Consider the following 14,524-nt stretch of genomic DNA (forward strand, 5'->3'; position numbering starts at 1 on the left):
ATATTGAAAAGAATTTTAAAAGGTAGTGAAACCGAGCCATTTTTGTAGTTTTAACAGGATGTCCTTCATCCAAGTCGTTTTTCCTTGGTAAGCCTCGGCTTCGAGACTAAAGGCTGCGCCTTCGTTGAGCCATATTCGATGAAAGTAACGGTCCAGATCCCGGGTAAGCGGATGATCCTTAGGTGCGGCTATCCACAAGTTGTTTTCCAAATTGAGATCCGCCAGATTCCGCTGGGTGAAGTTGGTTGACCCACCGGTAATCACAGACTTGCCTGTCGGTTTGGCAATGTACATGAGCTTGGTATGATACTGCTCTGTACCGGTGTTGTACCAGCGAACAGAGATGTTGCCCTTGGATTTTTGGATGAGCTCAGCGGCAGCCGGACGGTTAGGGATGCCGATCTTGTCCCGGCCGAAGGCATTCTGGTTCGGATCCAGGATGAGGCGGATATCAACGCCGCGGTCCGAGGCCTTAAGAAGCTGATCCATGACTTTGCTGTCGGCCAGATAGAACATCCCCATCCAGAGCGTGTCCCCGGGCTGTGATTGCTCAATGTCCTTCAGAACATATTTATAAATTTTCCCTTCCGTCAAATAACGAACATCGACATCGTTTGCTTGACCAGAAGGTTGCACGTGTGGCTTGGAGTCTGGCTCATATTCCGGCAGTTTGATTCGGCTTGTTCGGCTGCAAGCATATCCCCGATGATGTCCCCACTCGTTTCGAAGGCAATGTTCGAATGGAACGCGCTGGCGTCATGGATGTTGGCCGAAGTGACCAGCGCAGTGTTCTCGCTAATGACGATTTTACGGTGATTGGCCTTCACATTCAGCAGCTTCAGATAGGAGCGGACCGTAATATCGGGTGCTTTGCTTGCCATCAGATTGGGGAGTGTCCCTCTACCCGACTGGCCAAACCACTGGAAGAACGTTCGCCAAACAGCGGAATAGATGGGCGTGGAATCTCGAAGTCGGTTGACATCGGTTATAATTACATGAATCCCGGCTGCTTTCATGGCCTCGAATTCCGGCAGCGAATAGGAGCCATATCCGGTATTGACTTCATCGGAAATAAAGAAGATATCCATGTCGGGATATTTCTTCTTATGGGCAACTAGTAGATGAGTGAGTTCTTCGCTGACTTCAGGGAATATCTGACCTTTATGGGTGTAGCCATTGAACAGAAACATATCGATCACCAGGAACTTCCGGGATTCATCGATAATTTGACCGATGCGTGGTCCGATTTCGCGATCATGTATCGGTTGACCGTCCTGTCCGGGATAGGTCAGGTCGATCCACATTTTAACGTCGCTCTGGTAGAGCAGGCTTTCATAGGAGATCCCCTTCGGTAGCGGCTTATGAGTCTGATAAATCATCACGCCGATAAGCCATAGAATGAGAAGGGCCAAGCCGATCAAAATCGTGTTTCGTATGCGGAAGCCTTTGGAAGGCGGTTTCCCTGGTACAAGCTTTGTACCTTCACCAGGTGTATTTTGATTTTCTGAAGTGCGCGTATGAAATAATTGGCGGAAACCCAAGATAGCCCATCCTCCTATCGCTACTGTTGTATAACGTTAATTAACATGAATGACCTGTCCTGACGCACTCCATTTTCTGCAGTTCGGATCGTATTCGATTTTGGGTTGTTCCTAAGATCCCAGGGTAGAATGATAGCTGAGAGGTTTGTTAGTGCAATACATGCGTAAGAATGGGTGAACACCGAGTTTATATTTTAGCTTGTGGAGGTACATATCATGCAGCTGGGACAATCTGTGGTGCCAATGATATGCTTATATATAGTTATTTAAAGGATGAGTGAAGTGGATAAGGAGGCACGGGATGAATTCAGAACATAAAGAAACTGCGGGTAAACCTGCTGAAACCATTTCAGGCAGAGGATCGGAAAGACCTGAGGGCAGGCTGATGCCGGAAGTGCCCACGGGCGAGCGGAAAATAGAGCATGTACGCTTATGCTTGAATGAGGAAGTAGGCTCTGTGGGAATGACCACCGGTTTTGAACGTTACCGCTTCCGTCACTCTGCACTGCCGGAAATCGACTTTGACGATATTAAGCTGGACACTACATTTCTTGATTTTTCCGTACGCACACCATTTCTAATCAGCTCTATGACTGGCGGAAGCAAGGCCACCGGAGAGATCAATAGACGTCTGGCTGAAGCCGCGCAGCGGCGCGGCTGGGCACTTGGGGTAGGCTCCGTTCGGGCCGCGGTGGAGAAGGAAGAGCTTGCTTCTACTTTCCGTGTCCGGGAGCGTGCGCCGAGCGTGCCGGTTATCGCTAACCTTGGAGCGGTGCAGCTGAACTATGGCTTTGGCCTTAACGATTGTCAGCGGGCGGTGGATATCGCGGGTGCGGACATGCTGGTTCTTCATTTAAACGGACTTCAAGAGGTGTTTCAGCCGGAAGGGAATACCCGGTTTGGCCGTCTGCTTGGTCGAATTGAGGATCTGTGCCGTACACTTTCGGTACCGGTTGGCATTAAAGAAGTCGGCTGGGGAATTGATGGTGAAACGGCGCGGAGCCTGCTGAATATCGGGGCGGCCTTCATCGACGTGGCAGGTGCGGGCGGTACTTCATGGAGCCAGGTTGAAAAATTCCGCAGCCCGGATCCGGTTCGCCGCGCTGCGGCTGAAGCTTTCGCCGGTTGGGGCAATCCTACCACGGAATGTATCGTGGAGGTGCGCGAAGCTGCGCCAACCTGTGCGCTTATTGGCAGCGGCGGGCTTCAGAGCGGCGTCGATGCGGCTAAAGCGCTCTCGCTTGGCGCCGATCTGGCAGGCTTCGGGCGTGGACTCCTGGGCTCGGCGGTCGAATCGGTCGAAGCGCTGGATCAGCGGCTTGCCCAGGTGGAGTTGGAGCTGCGGACGGCGATGTTCGGAATCGGCGCAGGGAATATCGATGCGCTGAAGTCTACCAAACGGCTGATTCGTGTATAAATGGCCGGAGTGATGGGCCCGGATCACATTCAACGATGGCAACATATTCGTGTTGAAGTCTATCGGGTATCTGCTATAATTAATAAGATTGTTTAGCTGGCGATTCGTAGCTTGGCGATAAGAACCAAAGCTGTGTAATACTTATAAATAAAGAAGTAAACCTAATAAGGAGTTGTCACATAAATGGCTTTAAAAGCAGGAATCGTCGGTTTGCCAAACGTCGGCAAATCAACATTGTTTAATGCGATCACGCAAGCGGGCGCCGAATCGGCCAACTATCCGTTCTGTACGATTGATCCTAACGTCGGTGTTGTGGAAGTGCCGGATGAGCGCCTTAACAAACTGACCGAACTGGTTCAGCCGAACAAAACGGTACCGACCGCTTTTGAATTCGTGGACATCGCGGGCTTGGTTCGCGGGGCGAGCAAAGGGGAAGGCCTTGGGAACAAGTTTCTTGCCCATATTCGCGAAGTGGATGCCATCGTTCATGTTGTTCGCTGCTTTGAGGACGAGAACATTACCCACGTTGACGGTAAAGTGAACCCGGTCAGCGATATCCAGACGATTAATCTGGAGCTGATTCTTGCGGATCTCGACAGCGTGGAGAAGCGGATCGATCGCGCGAAGAAGAACATGAAGGGCGGCAATAAGCAGTATGCTCAGGAAGTAGAACTGCTGGAGCGCCTGAAGGAAGCCCTTTACAACGATCAACCGGCACGCAGCGTGGAACTGAGCGACGATGAGAAGCTGATTGTTCGTGATTTGCACCTGCTGACATTGAAGCCGGTGCTATACGCGGCTAACCTGAGCGAAGACGGCGTTACGGAAGCCGACAGCAATCCTTTTGTACAGCAGGTTCGTGATTTCGCGGCTGCGGAGAACGCACTGGTGGTTCCGATCAGCGCGAAGGTTGAAGCCGAGATTGCCGAGCTTGAGGGTGAGGACAAAGCGATGTTCCTTGAGGAGCTGGGGCTGGAGGAATCCGGTTTGAACCGTCTGATCAAGGCGGCTTACAGTCTTCTGGGGTTGTACACCTACTTTACGGCAGGCGTGCAGGAAGTACGTGCCTGGACGATCCGCAAAGGAACGAAGGCTCCGCAAGCGGCAGGCGTGATCCATACCGACTTCGAACGCGGCTTTATCCGTGCTGAGGTCGTAGCTTACGATGATCTGGTTGCGGCCGGATCGATGAACGGCGCGAAGGAACGCGGACAGCTTCGCCTGGAAGGCAAAGAGTACGTTGTGAATGACGGCGATGTTATGCACTTCCGTTTCAATGTGTAGGAATTGAAGTATTCAAAGGCCATGGCTCCATGTCACTTTGTGCATGGGACCGTGGTTTTTTTGAAGATATCATAGTGATGAGCTGAGGAGTGCTGGACCCTCCCTGCACAGGTGGATCACCCTCTGAATGGGAGCCAAACTTGAAGGGAGAGATCCTTTCAGTCCGGTCAACTGCCTGCTAGTCAAATACGTCGTTTCATGGTAAAATAAAAAGTCGTTTACACTTCATTGTTGATGCGAAATGGAGTGCAAAAGGGCATATCTTCAGGAATATATCTTAGAGAGGTGAATTCCTTTGTTGGACCGATTACAATCCCTTGCGGACCGTTACGAGAAGTTAAGTGAGCTGTTGTGCGACCCCGATGTCGCTAATGACTCCAAGAAGCTCAGGGATTATTCCAAAGAACAATCCGATTTACAGCCTGCTTATGAGGCTTATGTTGAATATAAAAATGTAATTGAAGAGCTCGAAGCTGCCAAAACCATGCAGGGCGAAAAGTTGGATGACGACATGCGCGAAATGGTGAAAATGGAGATCGAAGAGCTTACCCAGCGTGAGCGCGAGCTGGCGGAGAAGATTCGGATTTTGCTGCTGCCGAAGGACCCGAATGATGATAAGAACGTCATCATCGAGATTCGTGGCGCAGCCGGCGGCGACGAGGCGGCGCTGTTTGCTTCCGACCTGTACCGGATGTATACCCGTTATGCGGATACCCAGGGCTGGAAGGTTGAACTGATGGACGTCAACACGAACGATCTGGGTGGCTTCAAGGAAGTCATCTTCATGATTAATGGTCGCGGCGCTTACAGCAAAATGAAATTTGAGAGCGGCGCGCACCGTGTGCAGCGTATTCCGGCTACGGAATCCGGAGGTCGTATCCATACCTCCACCTCTACGGTGGCGGTCATGCCAGAGGCGGAAGAAGTGGATATCGAAATCCATGACAAGGATATCCGCGTGGATACCTTCTGCTCCAGTGGTGCAGGCGGTCAGTCCGTTAACACCACCAAGTCGGCGGTACGCGTAACGCATATCCCGACGGGGATTGTGGCTACGTGCCAAGACGGCAAATCGCAGAACTCCAATAAGGATAAGGCACTGCAGGTGCTTCGTGCCCGTATCTTTGATATGATGCGCCAAGAGGAAGAAGCGAAGTATGCCGGTGAGCGGAAGAGCAAAGTAGGTACAGGTGACCGCAGTGAGCGGATCCGTACGTACAACTTCCCGCAAAGCCGTGTAACCGATCACCGGATCGGACTTACCGTTCACAAGCTGGATCAAGTGATGAACGGAGAGATTGAAGAGATCGTTTCGGCACTGACCCTTGCGGAGCAGGCTGAACTGATGGAAAAAGGAGTATAACGCTTTGAAGCGGACGATATTTGAATTGACGCCGCAGCGCAGCATAAGAGAAGCCTTTGTGGAGGCTTCTTCTTTTTTAGACGGCTTGCGGGTAGTGGAACCGCAGCGGAATGCGCAACTGCTGCTGGAGCATGTGCTGGGATTGTCGGGAACCTCATATTATATGGCACTTGCGGAGCCGTTTCCGGCGGACCGCCGCCACGCCCTGGAAGAAGCGATCAATCGCAAAGCCCAAGGCGTTCCTGCGCAGTATATTATCGGCGAACAGGAATTTTACGGCCGGCCGTTTGAAGTTACGCCGGCGGTTCTCATTCCGCGTCCGGAAACGGAGCTGCTCGTGGAAGCGGTGCTGACATATGGACGGGAGCTCACTACGCGATCGAACGAAAGGCTACAGGCCATTGACATCGGCACGGGTAGTGGGGCCATCGCCATTACGTTGGCATTGCAGGAGCCGGCATGGGATTTGCTGGCGAGCGATATTTCGCCGGATGCGCTGGAGGTAGCTGCTCATAATGCGAAGCAGCTGAACGCCAGTGTCGAGTTTCGGCAGGGGAATCTGCTGGAGCCATTCGCCGGTATGACCCCGGACATCCTTGTCTCCAACCCGCCGTACATTCCGGCGGAGGATATTGAGGGACTTCAGCCTGAAGTCCGCGATTATGAGCCGCGAACGGCACTGGATGGCGGGCCGGACGGATTGAATCCGTACCGGATCATGATGGCGCAGCTACCCTTGCTGTCAGCGCCGCCGCGGCTGATCGCCTTTGAGCTGGGTATGGGCCAAGCCGGGGATGTGGCAGAGCTTCTGCGGAGTGCAGGGCACTGGAAGGAAATCGTCACGGTGCCGGATTTGGCGGGGATTGACAGGCATGTTTTGGGAATTTCCCGTTAATTGTGTTCTGGGTAGATTTCTTTTAAAATAGATGATGGGCTGAGCCGATTAAATGTTTGTTCTCGTTCAGATCGTTACCTTACCTCAATTGGCAAATCAGTGTGTACAGCTCCGGGCACAGGGGGACCAAAGCATGCTTCAGAAATTCAAGAAAATTGATTTTGTTATCGTTTTTGTACTGTTGATGCTGATGGTTGTCAGTATTACATCGATATATAGTGCCACGCTCGACAACACCGGATTCGAAAGACACCATATCAAGATGGGGATATTTTATATCCTCGGATTTGCAGCCTTTTTTGGGCTCAGTTTGATTGATTATCGGTTATGGAATAAATACGCACTGCATATATACATCGGCGGGTTATTAACCCTTCTGCTGCCTTCCTTCATCGGCCAGACCAAAAATAATGCCACAGGTTGGATTAATCTCGGTATCGTGGATTTTCAACCTGCGGAATTGTTTAAGCTGGTGCTGATCATATTTATCACCTATGTTCTTATCCGTAAGAATAAAGCGAAGTTGTCCTTTTGGCGGGACATTGTACCGATTGGGCTCTTGACGTTTATCCCGTTTGCCGTTGTCATGGTTCAGAATGACTTGGGTAATGGACTGAGCTATATTGTCATCTTGCTTGGGTTGTTATGGATCGGGAATGTGAAGTTTTCGCACGCTCTCATCGGGCTGCTGCTGGTAGCAGGCATCGCATTCGGTGGAGCACAGGCCTATATCCACTATCATGATGAAATCAAAGAATCGAAAATCATGGAGAGCCGCGGCCACTGGATGGAACGGATTGACCCATGGCTGATACCGGAAAAAGCAACGCCGAAAGCGAGTTATCATACAAACAATGCGAAGCTGGCCATTGCTTCAGGCGGTATGAGCGGAGAAGGGTATTTACAAGGAAGCTCCGTACAATCCTCGCGTGTACCTTACACGTATTCGGATTCGATTTTTGTGCAAATTGCAGAGGAATACGGCTTCATCGGTTCTTCCGTTCTGTTGTTGTTATATTTTATACTCATTCACAGGATGATTTTGATTTCATTGGAAAGCCGGGACAAAGCGGGTCCATTTCTAATCATCGGTATTGTTGCCATGCTGCTGTATCAAATCTTTGAGAATATCGGCATGTTTATTGGGTTGATGCCTTTGACAGGGATTACGCTGCCCTTCATCAGTTATGGTGGAACATCACTCATCATTAACATGGCATGTCTCGGGGTTGTCATGAGTGTGAAGCTGCATGGACAGGAAGTGGAGGAGGATATGCCCAATCCTCAAACGTACCGTTCCGCACCACCCAAACAGGCTTGATTTACGTTTATCGGATTTAGAATCAAAAGAGATGCTATCGAAAGCAGCATCTCTTTTGTATTTTTTGTTGGGTATCCACAGAAGGGCCCGTGAATTGTATTAGTGGAGGAAATCTTTTAGAATATTTCATTAGGGGCTAAGCACAGCCTGCTCCTTGAAACGCTCCATTGTAATGTCGCCCTTAGACTTTTTTTAACGGATATCATCTGGATCAACGATAAGCAGCGTTAAACTTTCTTTTCGAATAATCGTTATATGCCTGTATTGGCAAACCGGGGATTGGGGTTAACAGCTCCGGGCACAGGGGGACCGTAAAGAATGCTTCAGAAATTTAAGAAGATGGATTACGTTATTGTTTTTGTACTGGTTTTGATGATGGGCATCAGCATTACGTCGATATACAGCACAACCGTTGACACCAAATTTGAGGGCTCTCATCTCCGCATGATTGCTTTTTACATTGTCGGCTTCATTGCTTTTTTTGGAATAAGCCTGCTGGATTACCGGTTGTTGATTAAATATGCTAAATATATTTACTTGGGCGGATTGGCCGTGTTGGTCCTCGTTATGTTTATCGGTAAGGATATCAACGGCGCCCAAGGCTGGATTTACATTGGCAGTTTAAGTATACAGCCTGCCGAATTGTTCAAGCTGATCCTGATTATTTTCCTTTCTTTTGTATTGGTGCGCAAAAACAAACCGCTGCTGTCCTTCTGGAAGGACGTTGTTCCGATTGGACTTTTGGCATTTGTGCCTTTTGTGCTCGTCATGGCCCAGAATGATTTGGGTAACGCGCTCAGTTATGTCGTGATTTTGCTGGGGCTGCTCTGGATCGGGAACGTTAAGTTCTCCCATGCGCTCATTGGGCTTGCGCTTGTGGCAGGCCTAGCCTTCGGTGGGGCTCAGGCCTATATTCATTATCATGATGAAATGTTGGAATCGAAAATTTTGAAGCCGCACTGGGTGGAACGGATTGATCCGTGGCTCTATCCGGAGAAGGCAACTGCCAAGGCAAGCTACCATACGACGAATGCGAAGCTTGCCATCGCCTCGGGCGGCATGAGTGGCGAGGGTTACATGCAGGGATCGTCGATCCAGTCGGGCAGGGTGCCTTATGCGTACTCCGATTCCATATTTGTGCAGATTGCCGAGGAATTCGGTTTTATCGGATCTTCCGTCCTGCTTCTGTTATATTTTATCCTGATCCATCGGCTGATCCTGATCTCCCTGGAATCCCGAGAGCGTGCGGGGCCGTTTCTTATTATAGGGGTCGTGGCCATGTTCTTATATCAGATCTTCGAGAACATCGGCATGTTTATCGGCTTAATGCCGTTGACCGGGATTACGCTGCCCTTCATCAGTTACGGGGGAACTTCCCTTGTGATCAGTATGGCCAGTCTGGGGGTCGCCATGAGCGTGAAGCTGCATGGACAGGAAGTGGAGGAAGATATGCCGGATCCGCATGCCTATCGCCCGGCCGCTTCTAAGCAGGCCTAACCTTTTCCTTGCGGGAAGCTCAATAATTGACCTATCTCCAGCGAAAAAATGTGGGGCACGGCAATCAGACGAACTGAATAACCAATCTTGGCGAAGATGCGATTCCCGTGGGAGTCGCATCTTTTTTTTGGTTCGTGCTGCATCAATCTATGATTTTTATATCAATTGCTAGATTCTACGTTTATATCTTTGTCCGGCGGACATACTGATAGCATCATAGAGATGTTCATAGAGAGGCGGCTGGCAAGATGAAAAATTATAGTGAAACCCTCCGTATTATCGTGAAGAAAATGGTTGTGCTCTTATCCTGTATGTTTATGGTCATTATGGCGTGGGAAGGACAGCAGATTGATGCTTCCGTTGTTGGCGGTCCGATCCCCGAAGAATCGATACGACTTCGCATTCTGGCGAATTCCGATAGCCCGTCCGATCAGCTGGTCAAACGAGAGATTCGTGATTCGGTCGTTGAACAAATGCAGCTCTGGGTCCTGCAGCTGGAGAACCCGCAAAGCCTGGAAGACGCCAAAGAATTAACCCGGCAGCATCTACCGGAAATCCGCCAATTGGTGGGTGAAGAGTTGAAGAAAAGAGGGATTGCGTACAGTTACACTGTTGAGCTTGGCGTTGTGCCGTTCCCGACGAAGTTATACGGGGGTACGGTGTATCCAGCCGGTGATTACGATGCGCTGCGGATTTCTTTAGGAGAAGGTCAAGGGCAGAACTGGTGGTGTGTCCTGTTCCCGCCGCTGTGTTTCATCGATGGTGGCAGCGGGGATGCGGCGGCGCAGCCTGTTGACACAGGTATCCAAACGGTTTCTGCTGAGGCTGGCGAAACTTCCCAAGAGGAAGCTCCGAAGAATGCAGGCGATAGCGAACCGGAGGTCCGCTTCTTCTTGTGGGATATGTTCCGTGGCATTTGGAACTGGGTGGTAAGCCTGTTCTAGGATATGAATGAGTTGATTTTCAATCCTGATCGGGTATGATAAACTTTGATGTAGAAGTGCGTGTTCAAAAAGGTGGATTTTCAGCACCGAGAAGGTTGGATGAAGCTAGGGACTGAGGAGCAGAGCGTACGTTTTGGGTACGTGAGCACCGGAAGGCCCGGCTGAATTCAAGATTCGATGCCGAGCTGCCTCCTGATTCGCTTCGTGATCAAAAGCGGACTTTTTGAACAACCTCTAGAAGAGTGCTTTCTCTTTGGCGCGACTGGTTTGAATGAGAACCGGCACGGGACTGAAGAACGAAAAGCGCTTTTTATTTTGGGGCATAGGCAACACTCGCATTGGAGTTTATATATTTCATATACAGAAAGTTTGGGGATAGGAATGGATCAAAAGCGGAACGGCATGGAATCTAACCAGCAGCGGGATAACGGCTTCCGCCAGGCTGCTGCAAAATCAACCCAAGTGTGGCACGTCTCGAACTCGCTCTCTAGGGAGAGCTTGAGTTTGGAGAAGGAGGCAAAGCAGGCGCTTGAGGAAGCGGGGCAGGTGCTCGAGCTTGGTGGAACGGTGGCCTTTCCGACGGAAACGGTCTACGGGCTTGGCGCGGACGCCGGCAATACGGAAGCGGTCGAGTGCGTCTTTGCCGCGAAAGGCCGGCCGTCGGACAATCCATTGATTGTGCATATTTCGGAGCTAGCTCAGCTTGACGGTTTGGTCCTTCATGTAAATGAGACGGAACGGGCGCTGATGGCAATGTTCTGGCCTGGGCCGCTGTCGCTGGTACTGCCCGTTAAGCCGGGTGCTGTCTCTCCTCGCGTGACGGCGGGGCTTGATACCGTTGCTGTGCGGATGCCGGATCACAACGTGGCGCTGGCTTTGATCAGCGCCGCCGGGCGTCCGCTGGCCGCGCCGAGCGCGAACCGTTCCGGTCGGCCAAGCCCGACGCTGGCCAGCCATGTCCTGGAGGATCTGGCCGGGGCGATCGACGGCGTGCTCGACGGCGGCCCGGCCGGGGTTGGCGTCGAGTCGACGGTGGTGCAAGTCGGCGAAGACGGGGCCGTCACGGTGCTCCGCCCGGGCGGCGTCACGGCCGAGCAGCTTGCCGCCGTTGCGGCAAGCGTGCGCATGGACCCGGCGCTGCATCGCGCCGCCGGGGAGGGGGAGAGCCCGGCGCCGCGCTCGCCGGGCATGAAGTACACGCACTACGCACCGAAGGGCGCGATGTGCGTGGTGCAGGGTCCGCGTGCCGACGCGGTGTCGGCACGCATCGCGGCCGAGCTTGAGGCGGCCGCCCGGCGCGAGGAGGTGACAGGCGTGCTGTCATTCGACGAGCACATCGGTCACTACCACGCGGACGTTGCCGTCTCGCTCGGCAGCCTGGCCGCGCCGGAGGAGGCGGCCCGCCGGCTGTACGCCGGCCTGCGCCGGTTCGATGACGAAGGCGCGACCTTCATTCTGGCCGAAGCGTGCCCGGAACAAGGCCTCGGGGCAGCCGTCATGAACCGGCTGTTGAAGGCCGCGGGACACCACATCATCGATGTGAATTGAGCTGCTGAATGAACGCTTTTGGCATCATTTACCCCTTGTCCGCATATGGTGTACAAGACCATGGGACTTGGGGGAATGGGCATGCTGGAGGCGTCTGTCCAATCGGGACAGCTTGCGGCGATTCTGCTGATGGCGGTTGCACTCGGGCTAGACGCATTTTCGCTTGGAATTGGAGTCGGAATGAGAAGCGGTATGCGCTTAGGCCATATGCTGGGCATCAGCTTCATGATCGCGTTGTTTCATATGTTGATGCCGCTGCTGGGCTTATTTGCCGGCCGCTATGTAGGCATGTTACTGGGTCACGTTACAGGGCTTGCGGCCGGCGGACTGCTGCTTCTGTTAGGCGGGCATATGATGTATAACGCCTGGCGGGGCGGAGAAGGACAGCGAATACATCCTACCGCATTTTTAGGCATGCTGCTGTTTTCGCTTAGCGTCAGCATCGACTCCTTCTCCGTAGGCGTTTCGCTCGGGATGTTTGTGGATGATGTACTGTTGATCGTGATCTCCTTCGGGATCGTGGGCGGTTTGCTGTCTATTCTCGGTTTGCTGCTTGGCCGTCAGGTAAGCAATAAACTGGGGGAGTACGGTGAAATGCTGGGTGGGCTCATTTTGGTTATATTTGGTATCATGTTTATCTTTTGACGTTATATTTGTTACAATAACCCCAAAGAACCTACTAACGGGAGGAACGGGACCTTGAAAAATATACTGTTTGTCTGCACGGGAAATACCTGCCGCAGTCCAATGGCTGAAGGTATGCTGCGCAAGCTTGCCAAACAACGGGGCATCCCGCTGGAAACGAAGTCCGCCGGTGTCTCGGCCGTGGATGGAATGCCGGTGTCCCATCATGCGGAGTCCATACTACGAGACCAGGATATCCAAGAACGCTTGGTGTCCAAACCGTTGACTGCGAATCTGGTGGAGTGGTCAGACTTGATCCTGACGTTGACCCAGTCGCATAAGCAGTATGCTATAAGGCAGTTCCCGCACGCCGCAGACAAGATGCATACGCTGAAAGAGTTTGTTGAGGATGACCGACAGGTGCTGGATGATCTGCGGGAGCAGGATAGTCTGTATGCGGCGCTTGAGCTGGCCAGATCGCTAGGCCGCGACGTCAGCGACCGTGACCGGGAGCGTCTGATCGAGCTGCGCCAGTGCATTCCGAGCTTCGATATCTCCGATCCTTTTGGAGGCTCGCGGGAGGAATATGAAGCGACGGCTGCAGAGATTCGGACGGCGTTGTTCCGTCTCTTGGACAAGCTGGAGGCGGATCGGCATAGCTAAGCCTTGCTTTGATCGATATGAAGCCTACCATTGGGCTAAAAAGCCACTTGCCTTTCACATGGTATTGCTTTAAGATGAAGTTGAAAAACAATGATCCGGTGTAACTGGCGACGAAGTGGATGAAACCACGATGGAGCATCGGAATATACGGCCGGTCGCCTGGGCAAAGAGCATTTGGAGCACAATACGTGCGCCGACTGCTCTTTTTTCGTCTTTTGCGCCCGATTTGGGTTATAATGAAACAAGCTAAAACGCAAAAGCGAACATACGAGGGGGTTTTTCATAGATGAAAATTGCATTGGGTACGGATCATGCCGGCATTCGTCTGAAAGAGGAGATCGTGGAAGTCATTCGGGGTCTTGGACACGAGGTGGAGGATCTGGGCTGCGGCTGTTCCGATTCCGTGGATTATCCCGATTATGCCCTTCCTGTGTGCGAGAAGGTAGTCTCGGGTGAAGTGGATCGCGGCATTCTGATCTGCGGTACGGGAATTGGCATGAGCATTGCGGCCAACAAGGTGCCGGGCATTCGCTGCGCGCTGACACATGATGTGTTCTCAGCCAAAGCAACGAGAGAGCATAACGACAGCAACGTGATTGCGCTGGGTGAGCGTGTCGTCGGTCCCGGACTTGCTGCCGAAATCGTCAGCGCATGGCTGACAACGGATTTCAGTCATGGCGAGCGCCATATCGGCCGCGTGAACAAGATCAAGGCCATCGAGGAGCGTTACCTGAAGAATGAGTCGCGATAATTGAATGCGTAATACAGCTGCGGCTATCGTGATATGGGAATGAAGCATCTTCTGTGAAAAAAATCATCGGGAGGACTGTGACATGACGGATATCTCCAAGGTTTCCTTGAACGAACAGACAGCGCGGATTGTCCGCGAACTGGCCGAAGCGGCCGTGTTAGGACCCGGTAAAGTGCTGGTCATCGGCGCCAGTACCAGTGAAGTGGTCGGACGCCGGATCGGTACAGGCGGCGCTCTTGAAACGGCGCAGCAGCTCCTTCAGGGCATTGCCGAGGTTCAAGCGGAATTCGGTTTCGCGGTGGCTTATCAATGCTGTGAGCATCTGAACCGTGCGCTTGTCATGGAACGCGAGCTGCTCGAGCGGCTGGGCTTGACGGAAGTAGCGGCTGTTCCCATTCCAGGAGCGGGCGGGTCGATGGCTTCCGCGGCTTACCGCAGCATGAAGGAGCCTTGTCTTGCGGAATCGATTGAAGCACATGCGGGAGTTGATATCGGCGAGACGCTGATCGGCATGCATTTGCGGCGAGTGGCGGTTCCGTTCAGACCGACCGAGCGTTATATCGGCGAGGCGCGCGTAACCGCGGCTTATACCCGTCCGAAGCTGATTGGCGGAGAACGCGCGGTGTACCGGCTCGAGCAGAGGGATGATTCCACACTATGCGATTGATTCAAATGA

General features: G+C 52.3%; 14 protein-coding genes and 1 riboswitch. Of the genes, 12 read left to right on the forward strand and 2 right to left on the reverse strand.

Annotated elements, in window-relative coordinates:
• Positions 1 to 15: 15 nt before the first annotated feature.
• Positions 16 to 636, reverse strand: a complete 621-nt coding sequence (locus J7E85_RS34185) for a phospholipase D-like domain-containing protein (RefSeq protein WP_353049546.1) — start codon at positions 634 to 636, stop codon at positions 16 to 18.
• Complete coding sequence (locus J7E85_RS34190; protein WP_251035931.1) at positions 591 to 1,541, reverse strand: phospholipase D-like domain-containing protein; 951 nt, start codon at positions 1,539 to 1,541, stop codon at positions 591 to 593. Before J7E85_RS34190 ends, J7E85_RS34185 begins: the two co-directional genes overlap by 46 nt.
• 301 nt (positions 1,542 to 1,842) lie before the next feature.
• On the opposite strand from J7E85_RS34190, the gene fni reads away from it, so the two are divergent.
• The 12 genes from fni (at position 1,843) to J7E85_RS22190 (ending at position 14,515) form a co-directional block, all read left to right on the forward strand.
• Entirely contained in the window at positions 1,843 to 2,958 is a 1,116-nt protein-coding gene (fni, locus tag J7E85_RS22135; protein ID WP_215161557.1) for a type 2 isopentenyl-diphosphate Delta-isomerase, read from the forward strand.
• 183 nt (positions 2,959 to 3,141) lie between these two features.
• Positions 3,142 to 4,242: a redox-regulated ATPase YchF gene (gene ychF, locus J7E85_RS22140; protein ID WP_076323963.1), complete on the forward strand. Its 1,101-nt coding sequence runs from the start codon at positions 3,142 to 3,144 to the stop codon at positions 4,240 to 4,242.
• Between the two features lie 295 nt (positions 4,243 to 4,537).
• Positions 4,538 to 5,605 carry a peptide chain release factor 1 gene (gene prfA / locus J7E85_RS22145; protein WP_076323964.1) on the forward strand — a complete coding sequence of 356 codons (1,068 nt, stop codon included), beginning with the start codon at positions 4,538 to 4,540 and terminating at the stop codon, positions 5,603 to 5,605.
• A gap of 4 nt (positions 5,606 to 5,609) precedes the next feature.
• Positions 5,610 to 6,500, forward strand: coding sequence for a peptide chain release factor N(5)-glutamine methyltransferase (prmC, locus tag J7E85_RS22150; protein ID WP_215161559.1), 891 nt, complete (start codon positions 5,610 to 5,612; stop codon positions 6,498 to 6,500).
• A 133-nt stretch (positions 6,501 to 6,633) separates the two neighbouring features.
• A complete protein-coding gene (locus J7E85_RS22155) occupies positions 6,634 to 7,821 on the forward strand; it encodes an FtsW/RodA/SpoVE family cell cycle protein (RefSeq protein WP_215161561.1) in 1,188 nt (395 codons plus the stop codon).
• Positions 7,822 to 8,139: 318 nt separating this feature from the next.
• Positions 8,140 to 9,318 (forward strand): FtsW/RodA/SpoVE family cell cycle protein, encoded by a 1,179-nt coding sequence (locus J7E85_RS22160; protein ID WP_215161563.1) that lies wholly within the window; start codon positions 8,140 to 8,142, stop codon positions 9,316 to 9,318.
• A 248-nt stretch (positions 9,319 to 9,566) separates the two neighbouring features.
• The gene (gene spoIIR, locus J7E85_RS22165) at positions 9,567 to 10,262 is read left to right on the forward strand and encodes a stage II sporulation protein R (RefSeq protein WP_215161565.1); all 696 of its coding nucleotides are present in this window, start codon (positions 9,567 to 9,569) and stop codon (positions 10,260 to 10,262) included.
• A gap of 381 nt (positions 10,263 to 10,643) precedes the next feature.
• Positions 10,644 to 11,810 carry an L-threonylcarbamoyladenylate synthase gene (locus tag J7E85_RS22170; protein WP_251035932.1) on the forward strand — a complete coding sequence of 389 codons (1,167 nt, stop codon included), beginning with the start codon at positions 10,644 to 10,646 and terminating at the stop codon, positions 11,808 to 11,810.
• 81 nt (positions 11,811 to 11,891) lie between these two features.
• A complete protein-coding gene (locus tag J7E85_RS22175) occupies positions 11,892 to 12,455 on the forward strand; it encodes a manganese efflux pump MntP (protein ID WP_215161612.1) in 564 nt (187 codons plus the stop codon).
• A gap of 54 nt (positions 12,456 to 12,509) precedes the next feature.
• Positions 12,510 to 13,097 carry a low molecular weight protein arginine phosphatase gene (locus J7E85_RS22180; RefSeq protein WP_215161567.1) on the forward strand — a complete coding sequence of 196 codons (588 nt, stop codon included), beginning with the start codon at positions 12,510 to 12,512 and terminating at the stop codon, positions 13,095 to 13,097.
• Between the two features lie 90 nt (positions 13,098 to 13,187).
• A riboswitch (ZMP/ZTP riboswitch) is annotated at positions 13,188 to 13,269 on the forward strand.
• A 114-nt stretch (positions 13,270 to 13,383) separates the two neighbouring features.
• On the forward strand, positions 13,384 to 13,848 hold the full coding sequence (rpiB, locus tag J7E85_RS22185; protein ID WP_215161569.1) for a ribose 5-phosphate isomerase B: 465 nt from the start codon (positions 13,384 to 13,386) through the stop codon (positions 13,846 to 13,848).
• Positions 13,849 to 13,930: 82 nt separating this feature from the next.
• Positions 13,931 to 14,515, forward strand: a complete 585-nt coding sequence (locus J7E85_RS22190; protein ID WP_215161571.1) for a TIGR01440 family protein — start codon at positions 13,931 to 13,933, stop codon at positions 14,513 to 14,515.
• The last annotated feature ends 9 nt before the right edge of the window (positions 14,516 to 14,524 follow it).

The sequence above is a fragment of the Paenibacillus sp. ISL-20 genome, assembly GCF_018613005.1.
GTDB lineage: Bacteria > Bacillota > Bacilli > Paenibacillales > Paenibacillaceae > Paenibacillus_AQ.

Coding starts and splice junctions, on each gene's coding strand:
- fni (WP_215161557.1), top strand. CDS start 1,843: ATGAATTCAGAACATAAAGAAACTGCGGGTAAACCTGCTGAAACCATT.
- ychF (WP_076323963.1), top strand. CDS start 3,142: ATGGCTTTAAAAGCAGGAATCGTCGGTTTGCCAAACGTCGGCAAATCA.
- J7E85_RS22155 (WP_215161561.1), top strand. CDS start 6,634: ATGCTTCAGAAATTCAAGAAAATTGATTTTGTTATCGTTTTTGTACTG.
- J7E85_RS22160 (WP_215161563.1), top strand. CDS start 8,140: ATGCTTCAGAAATTTAAGAAGATGGATTACGTTATTGTTTTTGTACTG.
- spoIIR (WP_215161565.1), top strand. CDS start 9,567: ATGAAAAATTATAGTGAAACCCTCCGTATTATCGTGAAGAAAATGGTT.
- J7E85_RS22170 (WP_251035932.1), top strand. CDS start 10,644: ATGGATCAAAAGCGGAACGGCATGGAATCTAACCAGCAGCGGGATAAC.
- J7E85_RS22175 (WP_215161612.1), top strand. CDS start 11,892: ATGCTGGAGGCGTCTGTCCAATCGGGACAGCTTGCGGCGATTCTGCTG.
- rpiB (WP_215161569.1), top strand. CDS start 13,384: ATGAAAATTGCATTGGGTACGGATCATGCCGGCATTCGTCTGAAAGAG.
- J7E85_RS22190 (WP_215161571.1), top strand. CDS start 13,931: ATGACGGATATCTCCAAGGTTTCCTTGAACGAACAGACAGCGCGGATT.